11 protein-coding genes and 3 pseudogenes are annotated in these 17,696 nt (G+C 44.1%); 1 reads left to right on the top strand and 13 read right to left on the bottom strand.

What is annotated here, in order from left to right:
- Positions 1-8 precede the first annotated feature (8 nt).
- Entirely contained in the window at positions 9-1,541 is a 1,533-nt protein-coding gene (gene lysS / locus K0T93_RS01600) for a lysine--tRNA ligase (protein WP_225721655.1), read from the top strand.
- Between the two features lie 253 nt (positions 1,542-1,794).
- Here the strand turns inward: lysS and iscX are convergent, their stop codons facing one another.
- The 13 genes and pseudogenes from iscX to aceE all read right to left on the bottom strand — a co-directional run bounded on the left by iscX (position 1,795) and on the right by aceE (position 15,797).
- On the bottom strand, positions 1,795-1,989 hold the full coding sequence (iscX, locus tag K0T93_RS01595) for a Fe-S cluster assembly protein IscX (RefSeq protein WP_225721654.1): 195 nt from the start codon (positions 1,987-1,989) through the stop codon (positions 1,795-1,797).
- Positions 1,976-2,353, bottom strand: a complete 378-nt coding sequence (fdx, locus tag K0T93_RS01590) for an ISC system 2Fe-2S type ferredoxin (RefSeq protein ID WP_225721653.1) — start codon at positions 2,351-2,353, stop codon at positions 1,976-1,978. Before fdx ends, iscX begins: the two co-directional genes overlap by 14 nt.
- Before the next feature lie 38 nt (positions 2,354-2,391).
- Entirely contained in the window at positions 2,392-4,260 is a 1,869-nt protein-coding gene (gene hscA / locus K0T93_RS01585) for a Fe-S protein assembly chaperone HscA (RefSeq protein ID WP_225721652.1), read from the bottom strand.
- Positions 4,261-4,303: 43 nt separating this feature from the next.
- A complete protein-coding gene (gene hscB / locus K0T93_RS01580; protein ID WP_225721651.1) occupies positions 4,304-4,855 on the bottom strand; it encodes a Fe-S protein assembly co-chaperone HscB in 552 nt (183 codons plus the stop codon).
- Positions 4,856-4,936: 81 nt separating this feature from the next.
- Positions 4,937-5,260 carry an iron-sulfur cluster assembly protein IscA gene (gene iscA, locus K0T93_RS01575; protein WP_225721650.1) on the bottom strand — a complete coding sequence of 108 codons (324 nt, stop codon included), beginning with the start codon at positions 5,258-5,260 and terminating at the stop codon, positions 4,937-4,939.
- A gap of 65 nt (positions 5,261-5,325) precedes the next feature.
- Positions 5,326-5,727: a Fe-S cluster assembly scaffold IscU gene (gene iscU / locus K0T93_RS01570; protein ID WP_225721649.1), complete on the bottom strand. Its 402-nt coding sequence runs from the start codon at positions 5,725-5,727 to the stop codon at positions 5,326-5,328.
- A 44-nt stretch (positions 5,728-5,771) separates the two neighbouring features.
- A complete protein-coding gene (locus K0T93_RS01565) occupies positions 5,772-6,995 on the bottom strand; it encodes an IscS subfamily cysteine desulfurase (RefSeq protein WP_225721648.1) in 1,224 nt (407 codons plus the stop codon).
- Positions 6,996-7,174: 179 nt separating this feature from the next.
- Positions 7,175-7,585, bottom strand: a pseudogene (locus K0T93_RS01560) (Rrf2 family transcriptional regulator); the annotation flags it as partial.
- Positions 7,586-7,727: 142 nt separating this feature from the next.
- Positions 7,728-8,210: a low molecular weight protein-tyrosine-phosphatase gene (locus K0T93_RS01555; RefSeq protein WP_225721647.1), complete on the bottom strand. Its 483-nt coding sequence runs from the start codon at positions 8,208-8,210 to the stop codon at positions 7,728-7,730.
- A 1,761-nt stretch (positions 8,211-9,971) separates the two neighbouring features.
- A pseudogene (gene lpdA, locus K0T93_RS01550) lies at positions 9,972-11,378 on the bottom strand (dihydrolipoyl dehydrogenase); the annotation flags it as partial.
- Between the two features lie 81 nt (positions 11,379-11,459).
- Positions 11,460-11,690: pseudogene (locus tag K0T93_RS04505) on the bottom strand (biotin/lipoyl-containing protein); the annotation flags it as partial.
- Between the two features lie 45 nt (positions 11,691-11,735).
- Entirely contained in the window at positions 11,736-13,004 is a 1,269-nt protein-coding gene (gene aceF / locus K0T93_RS01545; RefSeq protein ID WP_225721645.1) for a dihydrolipoyllysine-residue acetyltransferase, read from the bottom strand.
- A gap of 93 nt (positions 13,005-13,097) precedes the next feature.
- The gene (gene aceE / locus K0T93_RS01540) at positions 13,098-15,797 is read right to left on the bottom strand and encodes a pyruvate dehydrogenase (acetyl-transferring), homodimeric type (RefSeq protein ID WP_225721644.1); all 2,700 of its coding nucleotides are present in this window, start codon (positions 15,795-15,797) and stop codon (positions 13,098-13,100) included.
- Positions 15,798-17,696: the final 1,899 nt, after the last annotated feature.

Here is a 17,696-nt window from a genome sequence, read left to right as displayed (position 1 = left end):
AACAGACCATGACTGAAAAGAATCTAAATACTGCGCGGGTTAGCATTGATAGTGATAATAATGCGATCATAGCAGATCGCAGGGACAAGTTACGGGTGCTGCGTGAGCAGGGTATCGCATATCCCAATGACTTTTATCCTAAAAATAGCGCGGCGGATTTACATACTCGCTTTTCTAATTTTGATAAAAATGCCCTTGAAGAGCACGCGCTAAACGTATCAATTGCTGGCCGGATGATGCTAAAACGCGTCATGGGAAAAGCAAGCTTCGCGACCATACAGGATGGAACAGGTCAGATCCAGTTCTTCATTACTCCATCTAACGTTGGTATTAATGTATATGATACATTTAAGAAGTGGGATCTAGGAGATATTATCGCGACAAGCGGTATACTATTCCGGACCAACAAGGGTGAGCTGTCAGTGCGTTGCACCGGACTTCGACTTCTCTCTAAGGATATTCGCCCCCTACCGGATAAGTTTCACGGATTATCTGACCAGGAAATGCGTTACCGGCAGCGTTACGTAGATCTTATTGTTACACCGGAGGTGCGCCAGACTTTCCGGATTCGTACACGTTCGATCGCATCTATCCGTCAGTTTATGACGAATGCAGGTTTTATGGAGGTCGAAACGCCAATGTTACATACAATCCCAGGCGGTGCGACGGCCAGGCCATTTATTACACATCACAATGCTCTGAATATGCAGATGTTTCTACGTATTGCACCAGAGTTATACCTGAAGCGGCTGATCATTGGTGGGTTTGACCGCGTCTTCGAACTAGGTCGTAATTTTCGCAACGAAGGGGTCTCACCTCGGCATAATCCCGAATTCACGATGATGGAGTTCTACGCTGCTTATACCGATTACCGCTGGCTAATGGACTTTACTGAACAGTTAATCCAGCAAGCGGCACTGGACGCACAAGGTACGATGGAGATCTCTTACCAGGGGCGCATGCTACACTTGAACCAGCCTTTTCATCGTTTAACAATTACTGGCGCAATCCAGAAGTATGCACCAGAATATAATGATACACAGCTATCTAATAGCGATTGGCTACGTGCTGAATTGCTTAAACTTGGCGTCGACACATACGACACATCGCTCCGTAGTGCTAACGTGGGTGCTTTGCTGCTTGCTCTTTTCGAACAAATCGTCGAAACAAAGCTATGGGAGCCAACTTATATAGTTGACTATCCAGTTGAGGTGTCACCGCTCGCGCGAGCTTCAGATGAAGTTCCCAGCATTACCGAACGCTTCGAATTATTTATTGCAGGGCGTGAAATAGCAAATGGGTTTTCAGAATTAAATGATCCAGATGACCAAGCTATGCGCTTTAGAAAACAGGTCGAACAGAAAGATTCTGGTGATGAGAAAGCGATGTATTATGATTCTGACTACATCCGTGCGTTAGAGTATGGCATGCCACCGACAGGCGGATGCGGAATCGGTATCGATCGACTTATAATGTTGCTAACCGATAGTCGAAGTATCCGCGATGTAATCCTGTTTCCTCACCTTCGACACGAAGATTAACATAGCTACAGCTAATGTCTTAAATAGATTTCTGTGCTAATATTAACCCGGAAGCTACAGACGTGTACCTAAAATAGGTCAAAGAGATATGTAAAAAAAGTAGAGATAATACTAGAATGGTAATAAGCCGCGTTGCAGAGCACACTTTATTACATGCATACTACCTAAATTAAGACTAGCAAGATAATGTATGCTGAAGCGCTGTAACTTTGCATGGCGCACTTAAAGTGAATTAAGATATCTGTATGCTTGATTAGTCAGCGTCTCTAATCCATGCTAATTGGATCGCTTCAAGAATTTTTTCGCCTGAGAACTTAGGTTTATCATCAAAACCATCGAGTTTTATCACCCATTGATATAAGTCCGTAAAACGGATGTATTGAGGATTAATATCTGGGTATGAATTAATTAGTGCTACTGCAATATCGTTTATATCAGTCCACTTCACTTCCGCTATCCTTCCTGCACTTAATAGTTTTTTTTATATTAAAATTAACTGAGTATTTCGGAATTTCAATGACCAGATCTTCATTTTTTACTAACTTAGCCTGACATGCCAACCTGGAAGTTGGCTCTACTCCCCACGCCTTATCTAGTAGGTTATCTTCGCTCTCCTGCGGCTGCTCTAATGCATTAAATCCTTCGCGTATAATGATGTGGCACGTAGTGCATGCACAAGATTTCTCGCATGCATGCTCAATCTCGATCCCGCTATCTAATAACATATCACAGATAGTCATGCTAGGTTCGGCTTCAAACACCGCTCCCTCTGGGCATAACGCAATATGGGGCAAGATTACGATTTGAGACATTAAAAAATAGTCCTATAAAATAACGTTGTTAACAACAGTTAACTGATTTTATCAAGATTGTATCCTGCGAGTGCGACGCGAATACCTTTATTCATTCGCCGTTCGGCGAACTCAGCTGTCACAGCCGCCAGGGCTTTTTTCGCTTCATTAATGCGGGCTATGTCACTACTCCCACTAACGATTGTGCGCAGCTCGTTTAGCTTAGAGTCGACTTCAGCGCGCTCAGAAGCGCTAAGCAATTCATAATCAACCTCAAGCGCTGTATCGCTTGCGTCTATTAGACGCTGTGCATCAATTTGCGCCTCGCGCAGCGTCCTCAAATGCATATCGCACTCCGAGCTTCTGAAGCCATCCTTAATCATACGTGCGATATCGTTGTCACTTAACCCGTACGCAGGCTTGACAATTACTTCAGCTTGTGCCCCCGACTGTATTTCACGAGCAGATACAGATAGAAGTCCATCCGCATCAACCTGGAATGTAACTCGGATCCGAGCACTTCCAGCGATCATTGGCGGAATGCCACGCAACTCGAAACTCGCGAGCGAGCGACAGTCAGATACCAGTTCACGCTCGCCTTGCACGATGTGGATCGTCATTGCGCTCTGGCTATTTCTAAATGTTGTAAATTCTTGAGCCCGCGCCACTGGAATTGTCGAGTTCCGCGGAATAATCTTCTCCACTAATCCACCCATTGTTTCTAGCCCTAGGGACAGCGGTATCACGTCAAGCAACAACCAGCTATCGTCATCGCGTCGGTTGCCTGCAAGCATATCAGCCTGGATCGCTGCGCCTAGTGCAACGACTTGATCCGGGTCTAAATTAGTTAAAGGCATTTTTCCAAAATACTGTGCGACAGCATGACGCACGCTGCGCATACGCGTAGAACCGCCTACTAGTACAATGCCATCAAATTCCTGTGGTATTACTTTTGCATTTCGCAGCGCTTTACGTGTGAGCATTAGTGTACGCGCAACTAGTGACTGAGTCACAATATCGAATTCTGCCTCTGTTAGCGTCAGTGCGATATGACGGCTACAGGATAACCTGAGATTAATAAAAGCTTCGTCCTGTGTAGACAGTATTTCTTTTGCAACACGTACTGCATCTAATAGCGCCCGCACGTCTTGGGGTGGCAGAGTACTAAGCCGCATGCGGCTTAGTACATGCCGATATAGCGCATGATCAAAATCATCACCGCCCAGCATTGAATCGCCGCCCGTAGATAGTACTTCGAAAACGCCATGCGTAAGCTTAAGAACCGACAAGTCGAATGTACCACCACCTAAGTCGTATACTGCGTAGAGTCCTTGTGCCCCACTATCCAACCCATAAGCGATCGCAGCAGCAGTGGGCTCATTTAATAAACGCAATACATTTAAATTGGCAAGCTGTGCAGCATCTTTCGTGGCTTGCCGCTGTGAGTCGTCAAAATACGCGGGAACTGTGAGGACAACACCTATTATTTCATCACTAAGCGTATTTTCGGCACGATGTCGTAATTCGGCAAGAATCTCCGCGGAAATTTCAACTGGGCTGCGTACTCCATCTATAGTCTCCAACTGGATCATGCCAGAAGTATTAACAAAGTTGTAAGGTATATTATCTAGATCTTGTATATCAGCCTTACTGCGCCCCATAAAGCGCTTTACTGAAACAATTGTATTGCACGGATCTAGCACTGCATCTTTCTTTGCTAGATAGCCGATCTTACGTCTACCACCAGATAAATAGCGAACTACAGACGGTAGTAATGGTCTCCCCTTCTCATCACACAACACTTCTGGTATACCATTTCGAACTACGGATACCAAGGAGTGAGTCGTTCCAAGATCAATTCCGATAGCAACTTGGCGTTGATATGTCTGTAGAGCTGTTTTTGGTTCTAATATTTTTAGTAAAGCCATCTTTATCCATGTGAGGTGCGATACTAAGCATACAAAGGTCACATTAAGTATTGGGCAGCTGGCTTTGCACCAGCTCTATTTTTTCTATCTGAATATCGATTTCGTATATAACCCGCTCTATGAACATCAACTGTCGTACTAATTCGGCTGCTAGCTGGTTCGCATCAGAATCGAGAAATTCTCCAAGCCATACTAGACGCTCTGATTCTTCATTCCTTAACTCATATAGCAGTGTCTGAAGCGCGTTGTTATTAGATGCGGCAGCAGCATGTTCGATCTTCTCACGCCATTCTATTTGGTGTATTAGAAATGTAGGCTCCATCACGGTATTATTTTCTGCACCAACTTCTATACCACGCAGATGCAATAAATAGGTTGCACGTCGTAGCGGCGACTTTAGTGTCTGATAAACCTCATTCACACGCGTTGCCCATTGTGTTGCTATGCACTTTTGCGCATAGTCAGCTGAAGCGAAACGATCTGGATGAACTTGCGCTTGTATAGAGCGATAGGCATGTGCGAGAGCATGTGCATCTAACCCGAAGCGCTCGGGTAACTGGAAGAATTCAAAGTGGTTCTGAGTTAGGGACAACATGGTCAAAAATTTATAACTAGTGATACATTACTCAATAGCGCTAAGGACATACGCTGATAGCACTAAAGGCTACATGACAACTCAAACACGGAAAGACGCACCACATCCGCATGCATCCTTCATATTGGGGTTATTAAACTGGAAGCCTTCATTCAACCCTTCGCGCACAAAATCTAGTTCTGTACCGTCAATATACGATAGACTCTTTCGGTCAACGAAAACCTTAATGCCATGACTTTCAAAGACTATATCTCGAGAATCTAACTCGTCGACATACTCTAGTTTATACGCTAAGCCAGAACAGCCAGTTGTACTTACGCCGAGCCGTAGGCCAATGCCTTTTCCTCTGCGCATCAAGTATTCTTGTGCGTGCTGAGCAGCCTTTCCCGTCAAAGTGATTGCCATTATTATTTCCTAATCCGGCCGGCCATTTTAAATTTGTCTCTGCTAGGCTGCTTACTCTTCTAGTTCTATATAACAGATTCATGAGGTGTTATACATTGCTTCTTATAATCGGCCACCGCTGCCTTAATCGCGTCTTCCGCTAGGATAGAGCAGTGAATCTTGACTGGCGGTAGCGCTAATTCTTCAGCGATCTGTGTATTCTTAATTAAGAGCGCCTGATCTAGTGTCTTACCTTTGACCCACTCTGTTAGAAGCGAACTAGACGCAATCGCAGACCCGCAACCATAAGTTTTAAACTTTGCGTCCTTAATAATTCCATCTATGCCAACTCGGATCTGTAACTTCATTACATCACCACATGCAGGAGCACCGACCATACCTGTACCAACCGCGGAGTCGTCTTTTGAAAAGGATCCAACGTTGCGTGGGTTTTCGTAATGATCTAAAACTTTATCGCTATATGACATCACAGTACTCCTAGCTAATATTTACAGGGAATTTAAAAAATAGCTCAATGCGTAGCCCATTTGACTGTCGATAGGTCAATTCCTTCCTGGTGCATTTCCCATAGTGGAGAAAGCTCACGCAGTTTCGCGATTTTGTTATTTAACAACTCGATTACGTAGTCGACTTCCTGTATACGAGTGAAGCGACCTACTGTGAAGCGAATAGAGCTGTGCGCTAGCTCGTCGTTACGCCCTAGCGCTCGTAGCACGTATGAGGGCTCAAGCGATGCAGAAGTGCAGGCAGAACCAGACGATACGGCAACATCCTTGAGGGCCATAATTAGAGATTCGCCCTCAACGAAATTGAAACTTACATTCAGGTTATGTGCCACGCGTGCATCCATGTCACCATTTACGTATACCTCATCAATCTGCAGCAAGCCTTTAAGCAAATGGTCTCGTAGCATCCTCACTCGCTCATTCTCGCTAGACATTTCCTCACAGGTTAGTCGGAATGCCTCACCCATGCCAACAATCTGATGTGTGGCGAGCGTACCAGAGCGCATACCCCGCTCGTGGCCGCCACCGTGCATTTGTCCCTCAATCCGCACGCGCGGCTTGCGTCGAATATACAGCGCACCAATTCCCTTTGGACCATATATCTTGTGCGCAGAAAATGACATTAAGTCTACTTTTAACTTCTGTAAGTTGATTTCTACCTTACCAGTCGCCTGTGCGGCATCAACGTGAAATACGATCCCTTTTCTCCGGCAAATATCACCAATTGCTTCTATATCGTGAATCACGCCAATCTCGTTATTTACATACATCACAGATACAAGAATGGTGTTCGGGCGCAATGTTGCGCTGAATGTTTCTAGATCAAGCAGACCGTTCTCGCAGACATCAAGATATGTCACCTCGAAACCTTGCCGCTCTAGTTCGCGTGTAGTGTCAAGAACGGCTTTATGCTCTGTCTTCACGGTGACGATATGCTCACCCTTACTACGATAAAAATTTGCCGCGCCCTTCAACGCTAGATTGTTAGACTCGGTCGCACCGGACGTCCAGATAATCTCGCGAGGATCAGCATTTATTACAGCGGCTACCTGCCTGCGCGCCTGCTCAACTGCACGTTCGGCTTCCCAGCCGTACGCATGGCTACGCGAAGCCGGATTACCAAATTTATCGCGCAGATAAGGAATCATCTTATCTGCTACGCGCGGATCAATTGGCGTCGTCGCGCTGTAGTCCATGTAGATTGGCAGGGGGAAAGAGGGGGTTTTCATGTAGGAGGCTCCGCAAGTTGGTGTCTGCTTCCGATATATGTATTGCGTTGTTATCTACTCAGAACTAAGCGATATTGAACGTAGAATTCCGTCTTTTTATCCTAATGTAAACTACATCCTGTCTCTCTCGACTCGCCCGGCTAATCGAGATGTTCTAGCGACGTACTTTCTCATAAGTGCTGTTGGTCAACTAAGTTTTGTAGCGATACGGAATCTAGATACTCGACTATCTTCTGGTTCAATGTTGACCACAGTTTATGTGTCATACAATAGCCATTTAGCTGATTAGCTCCTTCGCACGCGCCCTTACCACCACATCGCGTCGTGTCTAGTTGCTCGTTAACAGCCATAACAATATCGGCTACAGTCACCTTATCCGCACGGCGTGCAAGATTGTAGCCTCCGCCTGGTCCGCGTACCGACTCGACAATCTCATGCTGCCGCAGCTTTCCAAATAGCTGTTCTAAATAAGACAGCGAGACTTGCTGCCGCTGGCTAATGCCAGAAAGCGTCACAGGACGCTGCTCTTTGCAAAGAGCTAGATCAATCATCGCTGTAACGGCAAATCGGCCTTTTGTAGTAAGTCTCATAGTGTAGAGTACCTGTGCCATTTTCATAAAGGATAAATATCCTAGCATTTTAGTCAAGTATTTCCAACTGTGACATAGTAAGAAAGGTACAGCGTTCTTGCGGAAACATATGCTGCTATAGGTATGTGTATTTTGGCGTCACTTAGATCGCATAGTGATGCCGTAACTTCGTGAGCAAACCATCGCAGGCGTCCTCGATTTCATCAAGAACACGATCGAAAGCCTTATGATCACCGAAATAAGGATCATTCACTACATTGGTATCGTGACGGCATGCAAATTTCATTAACAGCTGGATCTTATGTCTATGATCTAATGGACAATAGCGTCGAAGCTCAGCATCATTGTCATAATCCATTGGAAGTAATAAATCAAAACGTAAAAAATCGCTAGCTCTGACCTGACGAACGCGTAATGCATCTAATGTATAACCTCGAGATATTGCCGCACGGCATGCGCGAGGATCAGGTGCAGCACCTACATACCAGTCTCCAGTTCCAGCTGAGTCTAGGTAAATTCTTTTAGTTAGCCCGGCTGCGTGTACCTTGGCGCGCATTACTGCTTCGGCGGTTGGAGAACGGCAAATGTTGCCAAGGCAAACGAAAAGTAGAGAAATAGTTTTCATTAATTTGAATACTCAAAGGGCCGAAATTCTACGCGAGAATTAATGCTCATGCTGCATACTGATACTACTAAGCATAATTATCATTGCGAGTACTAACCATCTTGAGAACCTAGCTATTTCGCTATCGGCGTGTTAACCTCCTCCTTAAATTTTTCTTGACTTTATAGGCTTAGCTAGTGCGGCTCGCTTGCCTAATTACAGATCAGACTATTTTGCTAGTATCATTCATACGGCAATTCTCTACCTACTGATAACCTATAATTTTCATGCCCGTTCTTAGTATTAACATATAGATCAGGAAAACTTTGATTTGAGTTAGGATAGGAGTAGGCTATTACGCAATAGACCTCAAGAAAAGACTCCTAGAGAAGTGCTGTGGGTCAGTTAATTTACTTAGCTATGAAATAGCTAGTATTTCGCTGATATGCTCTTCATGTATTTTTTCAAGCACTGATTAGTTATCTATGATAATCAGCTATCTTCGCGTCTCTTCTCAGAAGTCTCCAGGATCGATCCGTGTCGTAAGACACTTTCTATCCAGGGAAGAGTTATATAACGTCTATTTCTGTAGAAATTCCTATAGTATTAATCCGCTAAACATTATAAGAAAATATATATCGTGGGGTACTAAATTCCTTGTGTGCGACCTCATAAGAAGCGGTTAATAAATTCTTGTACAATAATTACAACGATCTCCCAACCGAGTAGAAAGTATTAATTTGTATTATTATAAGCGTCCCTTACAATAGAAAATTGGGGTTTCTAATGCGATAGAATTGCACCTCAGTAAACCATGCAGAAATTAACTTCACCCCGATCGGAGATACTCAACCAAACAATACAAGTACTAGTAGCGCCATAGTATGCACTGATTTTAGCCTTAAGGCTCTTGAGACAACCCTACAAATTTCGTTATTCAGGTAGATGCTGAGTTACCAGCAATTAATAACGGGGGGTACCCACGTTATCGTAATATCTACCTGCGTTAGATGGTATAACCAGACAGCTAGACTTTAGCATAGCTAAAGTTACATATAAAATATAACCATGCTTTACTCACTTAACATATAATACTTATTGTTATTGTAAATAGTTAATGCGCTAAAAACAGACCTAGAATAGAGTGCCGCATAATTGCGCTGAAACTCTCTTAAGAAAAAACTAAACTTAGAATAGCCGTAGCATAGTTAATTCTTTATAAGCTTTATACTTTCTACCTATGTAGAGAGATTTACAATTATAGTTTCATTTAAAAACTAAATCAGTTAAAAGAAATTTTTAAATCAAACCTATAGTAAGGATAAAACTTAATACTAGATAAGTTATATAAAATAACGGCCAGCCGTAGGCTGGCGCAAAGCAGATTCTGCTATATGAGACTATCTATTATCCGTATAAGCGCATATTGCCAATACAAGATAAATTTGTTTAATTAGAGCATAGTGCTAAATCTAGTGGAAAATAATCTTTCTTTCAAAAAGTTACCTCAAAGATAAATAATCTTACTACTTATACTCTAAGTCTTAGGAAAACTCGCCAGCTATCGGGCGATGCTAATAAAAACTAGCTTGAGATCAGAATGCACTAATGTAAGAAAAATATATTTTTCTTACTAATTCCATGGCAGGTCTGAAAAACCTATACATGGTATTTTCAGCTATGTCCTACACATTTATGATGTAATACTATCGTCTGGCTAACTTCTAGCGAATGCATGAGCGACCATAACTACGGGCGCTGCGCAGTAGTAAGGATCTGGTACTACTTTTTGCGCTGCGGTGGTAGATCAGTGCAGATGCCTTTATATAGTTCTGCAGCCATCCCAACTGATTCACTAAGCGTCGGGTGCGGATGAATAGTTCTGCCGATATCTGTCGCATCTGCGCCCATTTCTATAGCTAAGCAAATCTCGCTAATCAGATCACCTGAATTGATCCCAACTATACCGCCGCCAATCACGCGATGGGTCTTCTTATTAAATAGAAGCTTCGTGAAGCCCTCGTCTCGACCATTTGCAATCGCGCGCCCAGAGACAGCCCACGGAAACACAGCCTTACCATATTCGACGCCTTCGACTTTTAGTTGCAACTCTGTTTTCCCAGCCCATGCAATCTCGGGATCGGTATATGCTACTGAAGGAATCTGAAGAGCATCAAAGTGAGATTTTTCTCCAGCAGCAGCCTCTGCTGCTACATGCCCTTCATGAACGGCTTTGTGCGCTAGCATTGGCTGCCCTACAATATCACCTATCGCATAAATATCCGGCATGTTGGTACGCATCTGCTTATCGACATCGATAAAACCGCACTCATTCACTGAAACACCGGCATGCTCAGCGCCGATACGCTTTCCGTTCGGGCTACGCCCGACTGCGACGAGCACTAAGTCATAGGGTTGGGGACCTAGTGGTGCATGCTCACCTTCGAAACTCACATAGATACCATCCGGTTTAGCTTCAGCGGCAGTGAGCCTCGTTTTTAGCATTATATTTTTGAAGCGTTTTGCGTTGAACTTTTCCCATACTTTAACAAGATCCCGATCCGCACCCTGCATTAAGCCGTTGAGCATCTCAACCACGTCAATACTCGCACCGAGCGTCGAATATATTGTAGCCATTTCAAGTCCGATAATTCCGCCACCTATCACTAGCATCCGCTTCGCGATTTTAGGTAACTCTAATGCTCCAGCAGAATCAATGATACGGGCATCATCTGGCAAGAACGGCAATTGTACGGCCCGGGATCCAGCGGCAATGATTGCCTTTTTGAACCATACCATCTGCTTACCACCCTCAGTACACACCTGGAGGCGGTAGGGCTCGACGAACTTACCAACTCCAGTTACTACTTGTACGTTTCGCGCTTTGACCATACCAGCAAGGCCGGTCGTAAGTTTACGTACTACGCTATTCTTAAACTCGCGTAGCTTAGCCAAATCGATTTGAGGTTTACCGAGCATAATCCCATGTACTGCTAGTGCTACTGCCTCTTCAACGACGGCGGCAATATGCAGTAATGCTTTTGACGGAATGCATCCGACGTTTAGACAAACGCCGCCTAATGTTGAATAACGCTCAACAAGTACGGTTTTTAAGCCAAGATCGGCGGCCCTAAACGCAGCTGAGTAACCACCCGGGCCGGCACCAAGAACCAGTACATCACACTTGATGCTATCGTTATCAAGATAAGTTACAGCCGCTGATCGTGCTGTGCTGCGTTTATCATCAGCAGATCTTTTTTGATTCACAACCTCTATAACTGCAATTACGGTACCTTGAGATACGTTATCACCAGCTATAACTTTGACCTCTTCCACAGTGCCGTTATAGTCGCTTGGCAGCTCTATAGTCGCTTTGTCGCTTTCTAGTGTTAACAGTGACTGTCCCTTATTAAGGGTATCTCCAGGGTGGACAGATACCTCAATCACGCTGAGATCTTTAAAATCGCCAATATTAGGAACTTTAATTTCAATAAGACTCATTCCGCCCCTCTTTTCTTATTTGTGTAACGGGTTAATAATGCCTAGTTATACCGTCACGCGGCGGAAATCTGCGAGGATTTCACTCAAGTATGCGTTGAATCGTGCGGCTTCTGCGCCGTCAATTACGCGATGGTCATACGACAATGAGAGCGGTAACATCAAGCGCGGGACAAATTGATTTCCATTCCAAACAGGCTTATAAGTACTCCTAGAAAGACCAAGGATCGCTACTTCTGGCGCATTAATGATCGGTGTAAAATGCGTTCCGCCTATTCCTCCGAGCGACGAGATTGAGATAGATCCCCCCTGTATCTGGTCCGCATTTAGCTTACCCTCACGAGCTAGTTTCGCTAACTCCGCAGTTTCTTTCGCGATGTCAAATACTCCTTTTTTCTCAGCATTCTTAAGCACTGGTACAATTAGTCCGTTCGGTGTATCAGCTGCAAAACCGATATTCAAATATTGTTTAAATATCAGATTATCTCCATCTAAACTAGCGTTAAAAGTTGGTAATTTTTTCAGCGCAGCGACGACTGCCCTAATTACGAAAGCGAGTATTGTTACCTTGATCCCTGTTTTCTCGTTTTCTCTATTTAGTTGTACGCGAAACGTTTCGAGATCGGTAATATCGGCCTCGTCATTGTTCGTCACGTGCGGTATCCTGACCCAGTTACGATGCAGATTCGCCCCAGAGATCTTCTTGATCCTAGACAATGACTTGGACTGTACTGGGCCAAACTTAGCAAAATCGATCTTCGGCCAGGGTAGTAGATCTAATTCTGTATCGTTTGATATGGTGGTTGAGCTCACAGATACACCGCGCTGTTTATGCATCATATCTTTTACATAGGCAGTTACATCCTCACGTGCGATCCTGCCCTTCGAGCGCGTTCCAGGTACGTGCTCTATCTCAATACCAAGCTCTCTTGCAAACTTACGTACTGACGGGCTCGCATGACTAGTATAGTGTTCTTGGGCCATTTGAATCTTTGGCGCTGCCATTGGCGCAGTCGGCAAGTCTAAGCGCTTTTGAGCCAATCTGGACACCGTATCTGATTTATGAGGCTCACTATCAGTGCTCTCTAGAATAACAATCAGCGCACCTTCTGACACCATGTCACCAACATTAACTTTTAATATTTTTACTATGCCAGTAGCCGGGCTCGGCACATCTATCGTAGCTTTATCTGACTCGAGCGTGATTAGCGATTGCTCTAGCTCGACGATATCACCTGGTTTAACTAAAACTTCTATTACAGGTACGTTCTTATAATCGCCGATATCCGGCACCTTTACTTCGATCGCTTCACTCATTTATTTGTCTCCAACAGCTACATTTTTTCGACTGGAAACCATCGCCGTCGCATATAGGGTAGGCAAGATATTTGTGCGACGTGGAAAATAGCGTTAGACAGTTATTGGATTCGGTTTAGCTGGATCAAGACGATATTTCTGAAGCGCTTGCGCTACTAGTTTGTAGTTATTTGTGTCTTCGTCAGCCAACGCGTATAGCGCGGCTACGGTAACCCAATAGCGATCGACTTCGAAAAAATGACGTAGATTTTCACGCGTATCAGAACGACCAAAGCCATCGGTGCCAAGCACTATATAGCGACGTGGTACAAATGCGCGAATTTGCTCAGCTAGCGAGCGTACATAGTCTGTAGACGCGATTACAGGTCCTCGCGTATTCTTCAGTAAGTTTTGCACATGCGATAGCTTAGGTTCTGCAAGCGGATTAAGTAGGTTCTGGCGCTCCACCGCATGCCCTTCGCGAGCTAGTTCAATGAAACTCGGCACACTCCAGAGATCGGCGGATATACCCCAATCATTCTTTAATAACTCAGCTGAAGCAATTACTTCATTTAGAATTGTACCGGAACCAAGTAATTGCACTCGCGGAGCATTTTGATCTGTATCAGCTTTTCGCAATAAGTACATGCCCTTAAGGATGTGTTGCACGACATCCTCACCTTCAGGCATACTTGGATGCTCGTAGTTCTCGTTCATTACCGTTAAGTAATAAAATACATCCTGCTGCTCCTGTAGCATGCGCCGCAAACCATCTTGTATAATCACCGCAAGCTCATAGCTAAATGTCGGGTCATAACTGATGCAATTAGGAATTGACGACGCCCACAATAGCGAATGCCCGTCCTCATGCTGCAATCCCTCTCCATTAAGCGTCGTGCGTCCAGCGGTACCACCCAGCAAAAAACCGCGCGATCGCATATCTCCGGCGGCCCAAGCTAAATCACCAATGCGTTGGAATCCAAACATCGAGTAAAAGATGTAAAACGGCACCATAATCTCATTATGCGTCGAGTATGATGTTGCCGCTGCAATCCAATCGCAAATACCGCCTGCTTCGTTTATGCCTTCCTGAAGAATCTGTCCAGTTATTGATTCCTTATAGAACATTAACTGATCAGAGTCTTCCGGAACGTATTTTTGCCCCTCTTGATTCCAGATGCCAATTTGTCTGAATAACCCCTCCATACCGAAGGTTCGCGATTCGTCGGGCACAATCGGAACGATTCGTTTACCGAGCGACTTCTCCTTTAGGAGAATGTTTAAGATCCGCACGAACGCCATCGTAGTCGAAATTTTGCGTCCTGCGCCGCTTCCATTGAGCATCGCCCCAAATGCGGACAGTGGCGGTACATCTAAAGACACATCGGCTTTCATCCTTCGCTGTGGCAAATATCCGCCAAGCGCTAGGCGGTGCTGACGCATATACTCAATATTTTTTGAATCTTTCTCGAACTTAAGGTAAGGTATCTCCTCGATTTTATCGTCTGAGATTGGCAAGCCGAACTGATCTCGGAACTTTTTAAGTTGGTCTACCTGCATTTTTTTTTGCTGATGAGTAATATTCATCGCTTGCCCAGCCTGACCCATCCCGTAGCCTTTTATCGTCTTTGCTAAGATAACAGTCGGCTGTCCAAGATTATGTTGTGCCGCGTGAAATGCAGCGTAAATCTTATGTGGATCGTGCCCGCCTCGATTTAAGTTCCAGATGTCATCATCCGACCAATCTGCTACTAGAGCCTTAAGTTCCGGTACGTTGAAGAAATGCTCGCGCACGTAGGCACCGGACTCCGATTTGTATGTCTGGTATTCGCCATCGACTACTTCCATCATCCGACGCATTAATACGCCCGTCTTATCTCGCGCAAATAGCGAATCCCAGCGACTGCCCCAAATCACCTTGATCACATTCCAGCCCGCACCCCGAAATTCGGATTCTAACTCCTGGATAATTTTGCCGTTTCCTCGAACTGGTCCATCTAGTCTCTGCAGGTTACAGTTGATCACGAACACAAGATTGTCCAGCTTTTCACGGCCGGCTATACCAATCGCGCCGAGTGATTCTGGCTCATCTGTCTCACCATCGCCTAGAAAAGCCCAAACCTTACGGCCCGAGGTCTTCACAATTCCACGCGCTTCGAGGTAGCGCATGAAACGCGCCTGGTAGATTGCCATGATGGGACCTAAGCCCATTGATACTGTCGGGAACTGCCAGAAATCCGGCATCAACCACGGGTGCGGGTACGATGAAATCCCTTTACCCCCTACTTCCTGTCGGAAGTTATCTAGTTGCTCTTCGGTAAGTCGTCCTAGCAGGAATGCGCGTGAATAAATTCCCGGCGATGAATGTCCCTGAACAAATACTAAGTCGCCACCATGTTGTGCGCTCGGCGCACGCCAAAAATGGTTATACCCGACATCATAGAGCGTAGCAGCCGACGCGAAAGATGCAATGTGCCCACCAACGTTTGTATTCTTACTAGCGCGCAGCACCATTGCTAGAGCATTCCAGCGTGTATATGAGCGAATCTGATGCTCAATATCTTGATCTCCAGGATTCCTGGCCTGTTCTAATACCGGAATCGTATTGATGTATGGCGTATTTTTAGAGAATGGTAAGTGTTCTCCATGAACGCGTGCAAATTCAATCTGCTTCTCAATCAAATAATGCGCGCGTTCAGGTCCTACAGCTGATAGAACACCATCCAGAGCTTCGAGCCATTCGACTGTTTCTTGTGGGTCATTATCTTTCTCGGCGGCGACATACTTTATTACTTCCTCGGGTACAACGGACATGGGTGTCTCCTAGTCCTGATATAGGGAACGTATGACAATAAGGCGACCAGCTACCACATCCTGGCCGGGTCTTTGCAAAGAATTGTAAAGACCCGGCCTAAGCCCGTGCAACAAAATTCTCATATAAGAGATGATTTCTCATTACCTGAAAATAGATGAGATATAACCCTAAAATTTAGTATCCAGCCTATTTCTATCGTAGAATTTCTGGAAACTGATTGCTTTACGCTTTTAATGCTTTCTCACACTCTTTTCATGTTAACTAAACGGCTTTTTAAGCCGCGTAGAGTATAGAGCACGCTATAACTCCAAGTGATTTAACTCCTACTTTTTTATGTAGCTCAAATAATTATGATAAGCCTAATTTTTTAAGATCTAAATTAGCATAAACAATAAAATCAAGAAAACGGGCTGCATTGTGCTGCTGTGTTGGAAGAACAGTAGAGTCCAGGCTTAAGAAGCATATTATTGCCTGTTATAGCGGCGAAAGAACCTTCTGGATAGTTATTATGATGTGATCTTAACTATCCAGTTATTTACATGAACTAGCTCGAAATTCTTGCCAAGCAAGAATAACGTGCGATTATATGATTCGATTCGCCCTTCCTCACTCAATAACGGACTTCATTTAGGTAGATTCGATTATTGACGTCTTATAATAAGTTGAGCAAATACGTTACACCATAAAATAGATCTTCTGGAGACGTGAATTTCTAGAAAGCGTGAATTTCTAGAAAAATAGCCGCTTGTTCTCTGTGTCAGTTAGGCTCAATCAAGATAGGTCAGCCGAGCCAGGCTAAAAGTATCCGATTCATAATTAAATCTAAAATTACTGCAAGCCATCTATGATATCTACCCGCCTGCAGTTACTGAATAAATGCTCATTTTTAACTTTCTGCCAAACTCGATAAACTCTAGGCAGGGAATGTATACACTGATCGCGGTGATGAACTCTCTAAACAATAAGCTAGTATAGCTATTACCGGCCTATCCTGTGTTATATTATAAAGCCTATAGGCTTAAAAGCGCGATAGAAGATCGTAGGGTATAGTGCACTACGCAAAAAATTTCTACGAATGATAGAAAACTTTGTACTAATTAATTTGCTTACTCTCAATTGAGATACTCTGAATTAGAGCTCCCCTTATCATTAGGCTTCTATTTTCGGGTACACTGTAAGGATAGTTAATATTTTGTGTACAACTCTATAGATCCCCCCCCGATCAAAAGCTTTAAGTGTTAGATGAGATGAGATAAATGTGTTAACGGCTTATTTTGCTAAACTTAACCAAGTATATCTTGGTAGCTAAGCTAAAACTAGTGCGAACTTTTCCGATGTGCTCTATGCTTAAACAGTCGCTCGATTCTAGAGATAACCTAGACTAATCTACTGTTTTCTAGACGCTATTGTCAACATCTATTAGGTATCTCCGGCGTGACTACCTAAGATTAGAGAGCTCTACATGTAATACGTCTTCTGGGCATGAATTAACTCAGTTGACACCGCAGTGCCAGCTTTCTAATTAGCGCTGTCAACGTGCCGTTAAAACTCGCGCTAGATTGAAGTATAAAGCACCTAAATATTAGATTGTCGGGTAATATAATCAGTGATTAACCCTCGGGCTTTATAAATTTTATTCTCATAACTATCTTATAGCGCAGGATAAAAATGGAGATTAAACTGGCAATAAAAAATTATACTTTATAAAAAGTAAGAGAGACAACTTCATTACGAATATACAGATCGGATTAGCTATTCGAATCCAAAAATTTGGGCTGCTAGTCGAAAACCTTTCAAAAAGTCTTTCAGTAATGCGTGTTAGGGTGATTCAAAATCTGTATCCGAGAATTTATTAATCCATAAGTCTTCGATGAAGGCTGCTAGTTGTTAGAGCAGTT

It is taken from the genome of Candidatus Vallotiella sp. (ex Adelges kitamiensis) (genome assembly GCF_020342435.1).
Taxonomy (GTDB): domain Bacteria; phylum Pseudomonadota; class Gammaproteobacteria; order Burkholderiales; family Burkholderiaceae; genus Mycetohabitans.
The sequence above is the reverse complement of the archived record's forward strand: the minus strand, read 5'-3'. Positions and strand labels throughout refer to the sequence as shown.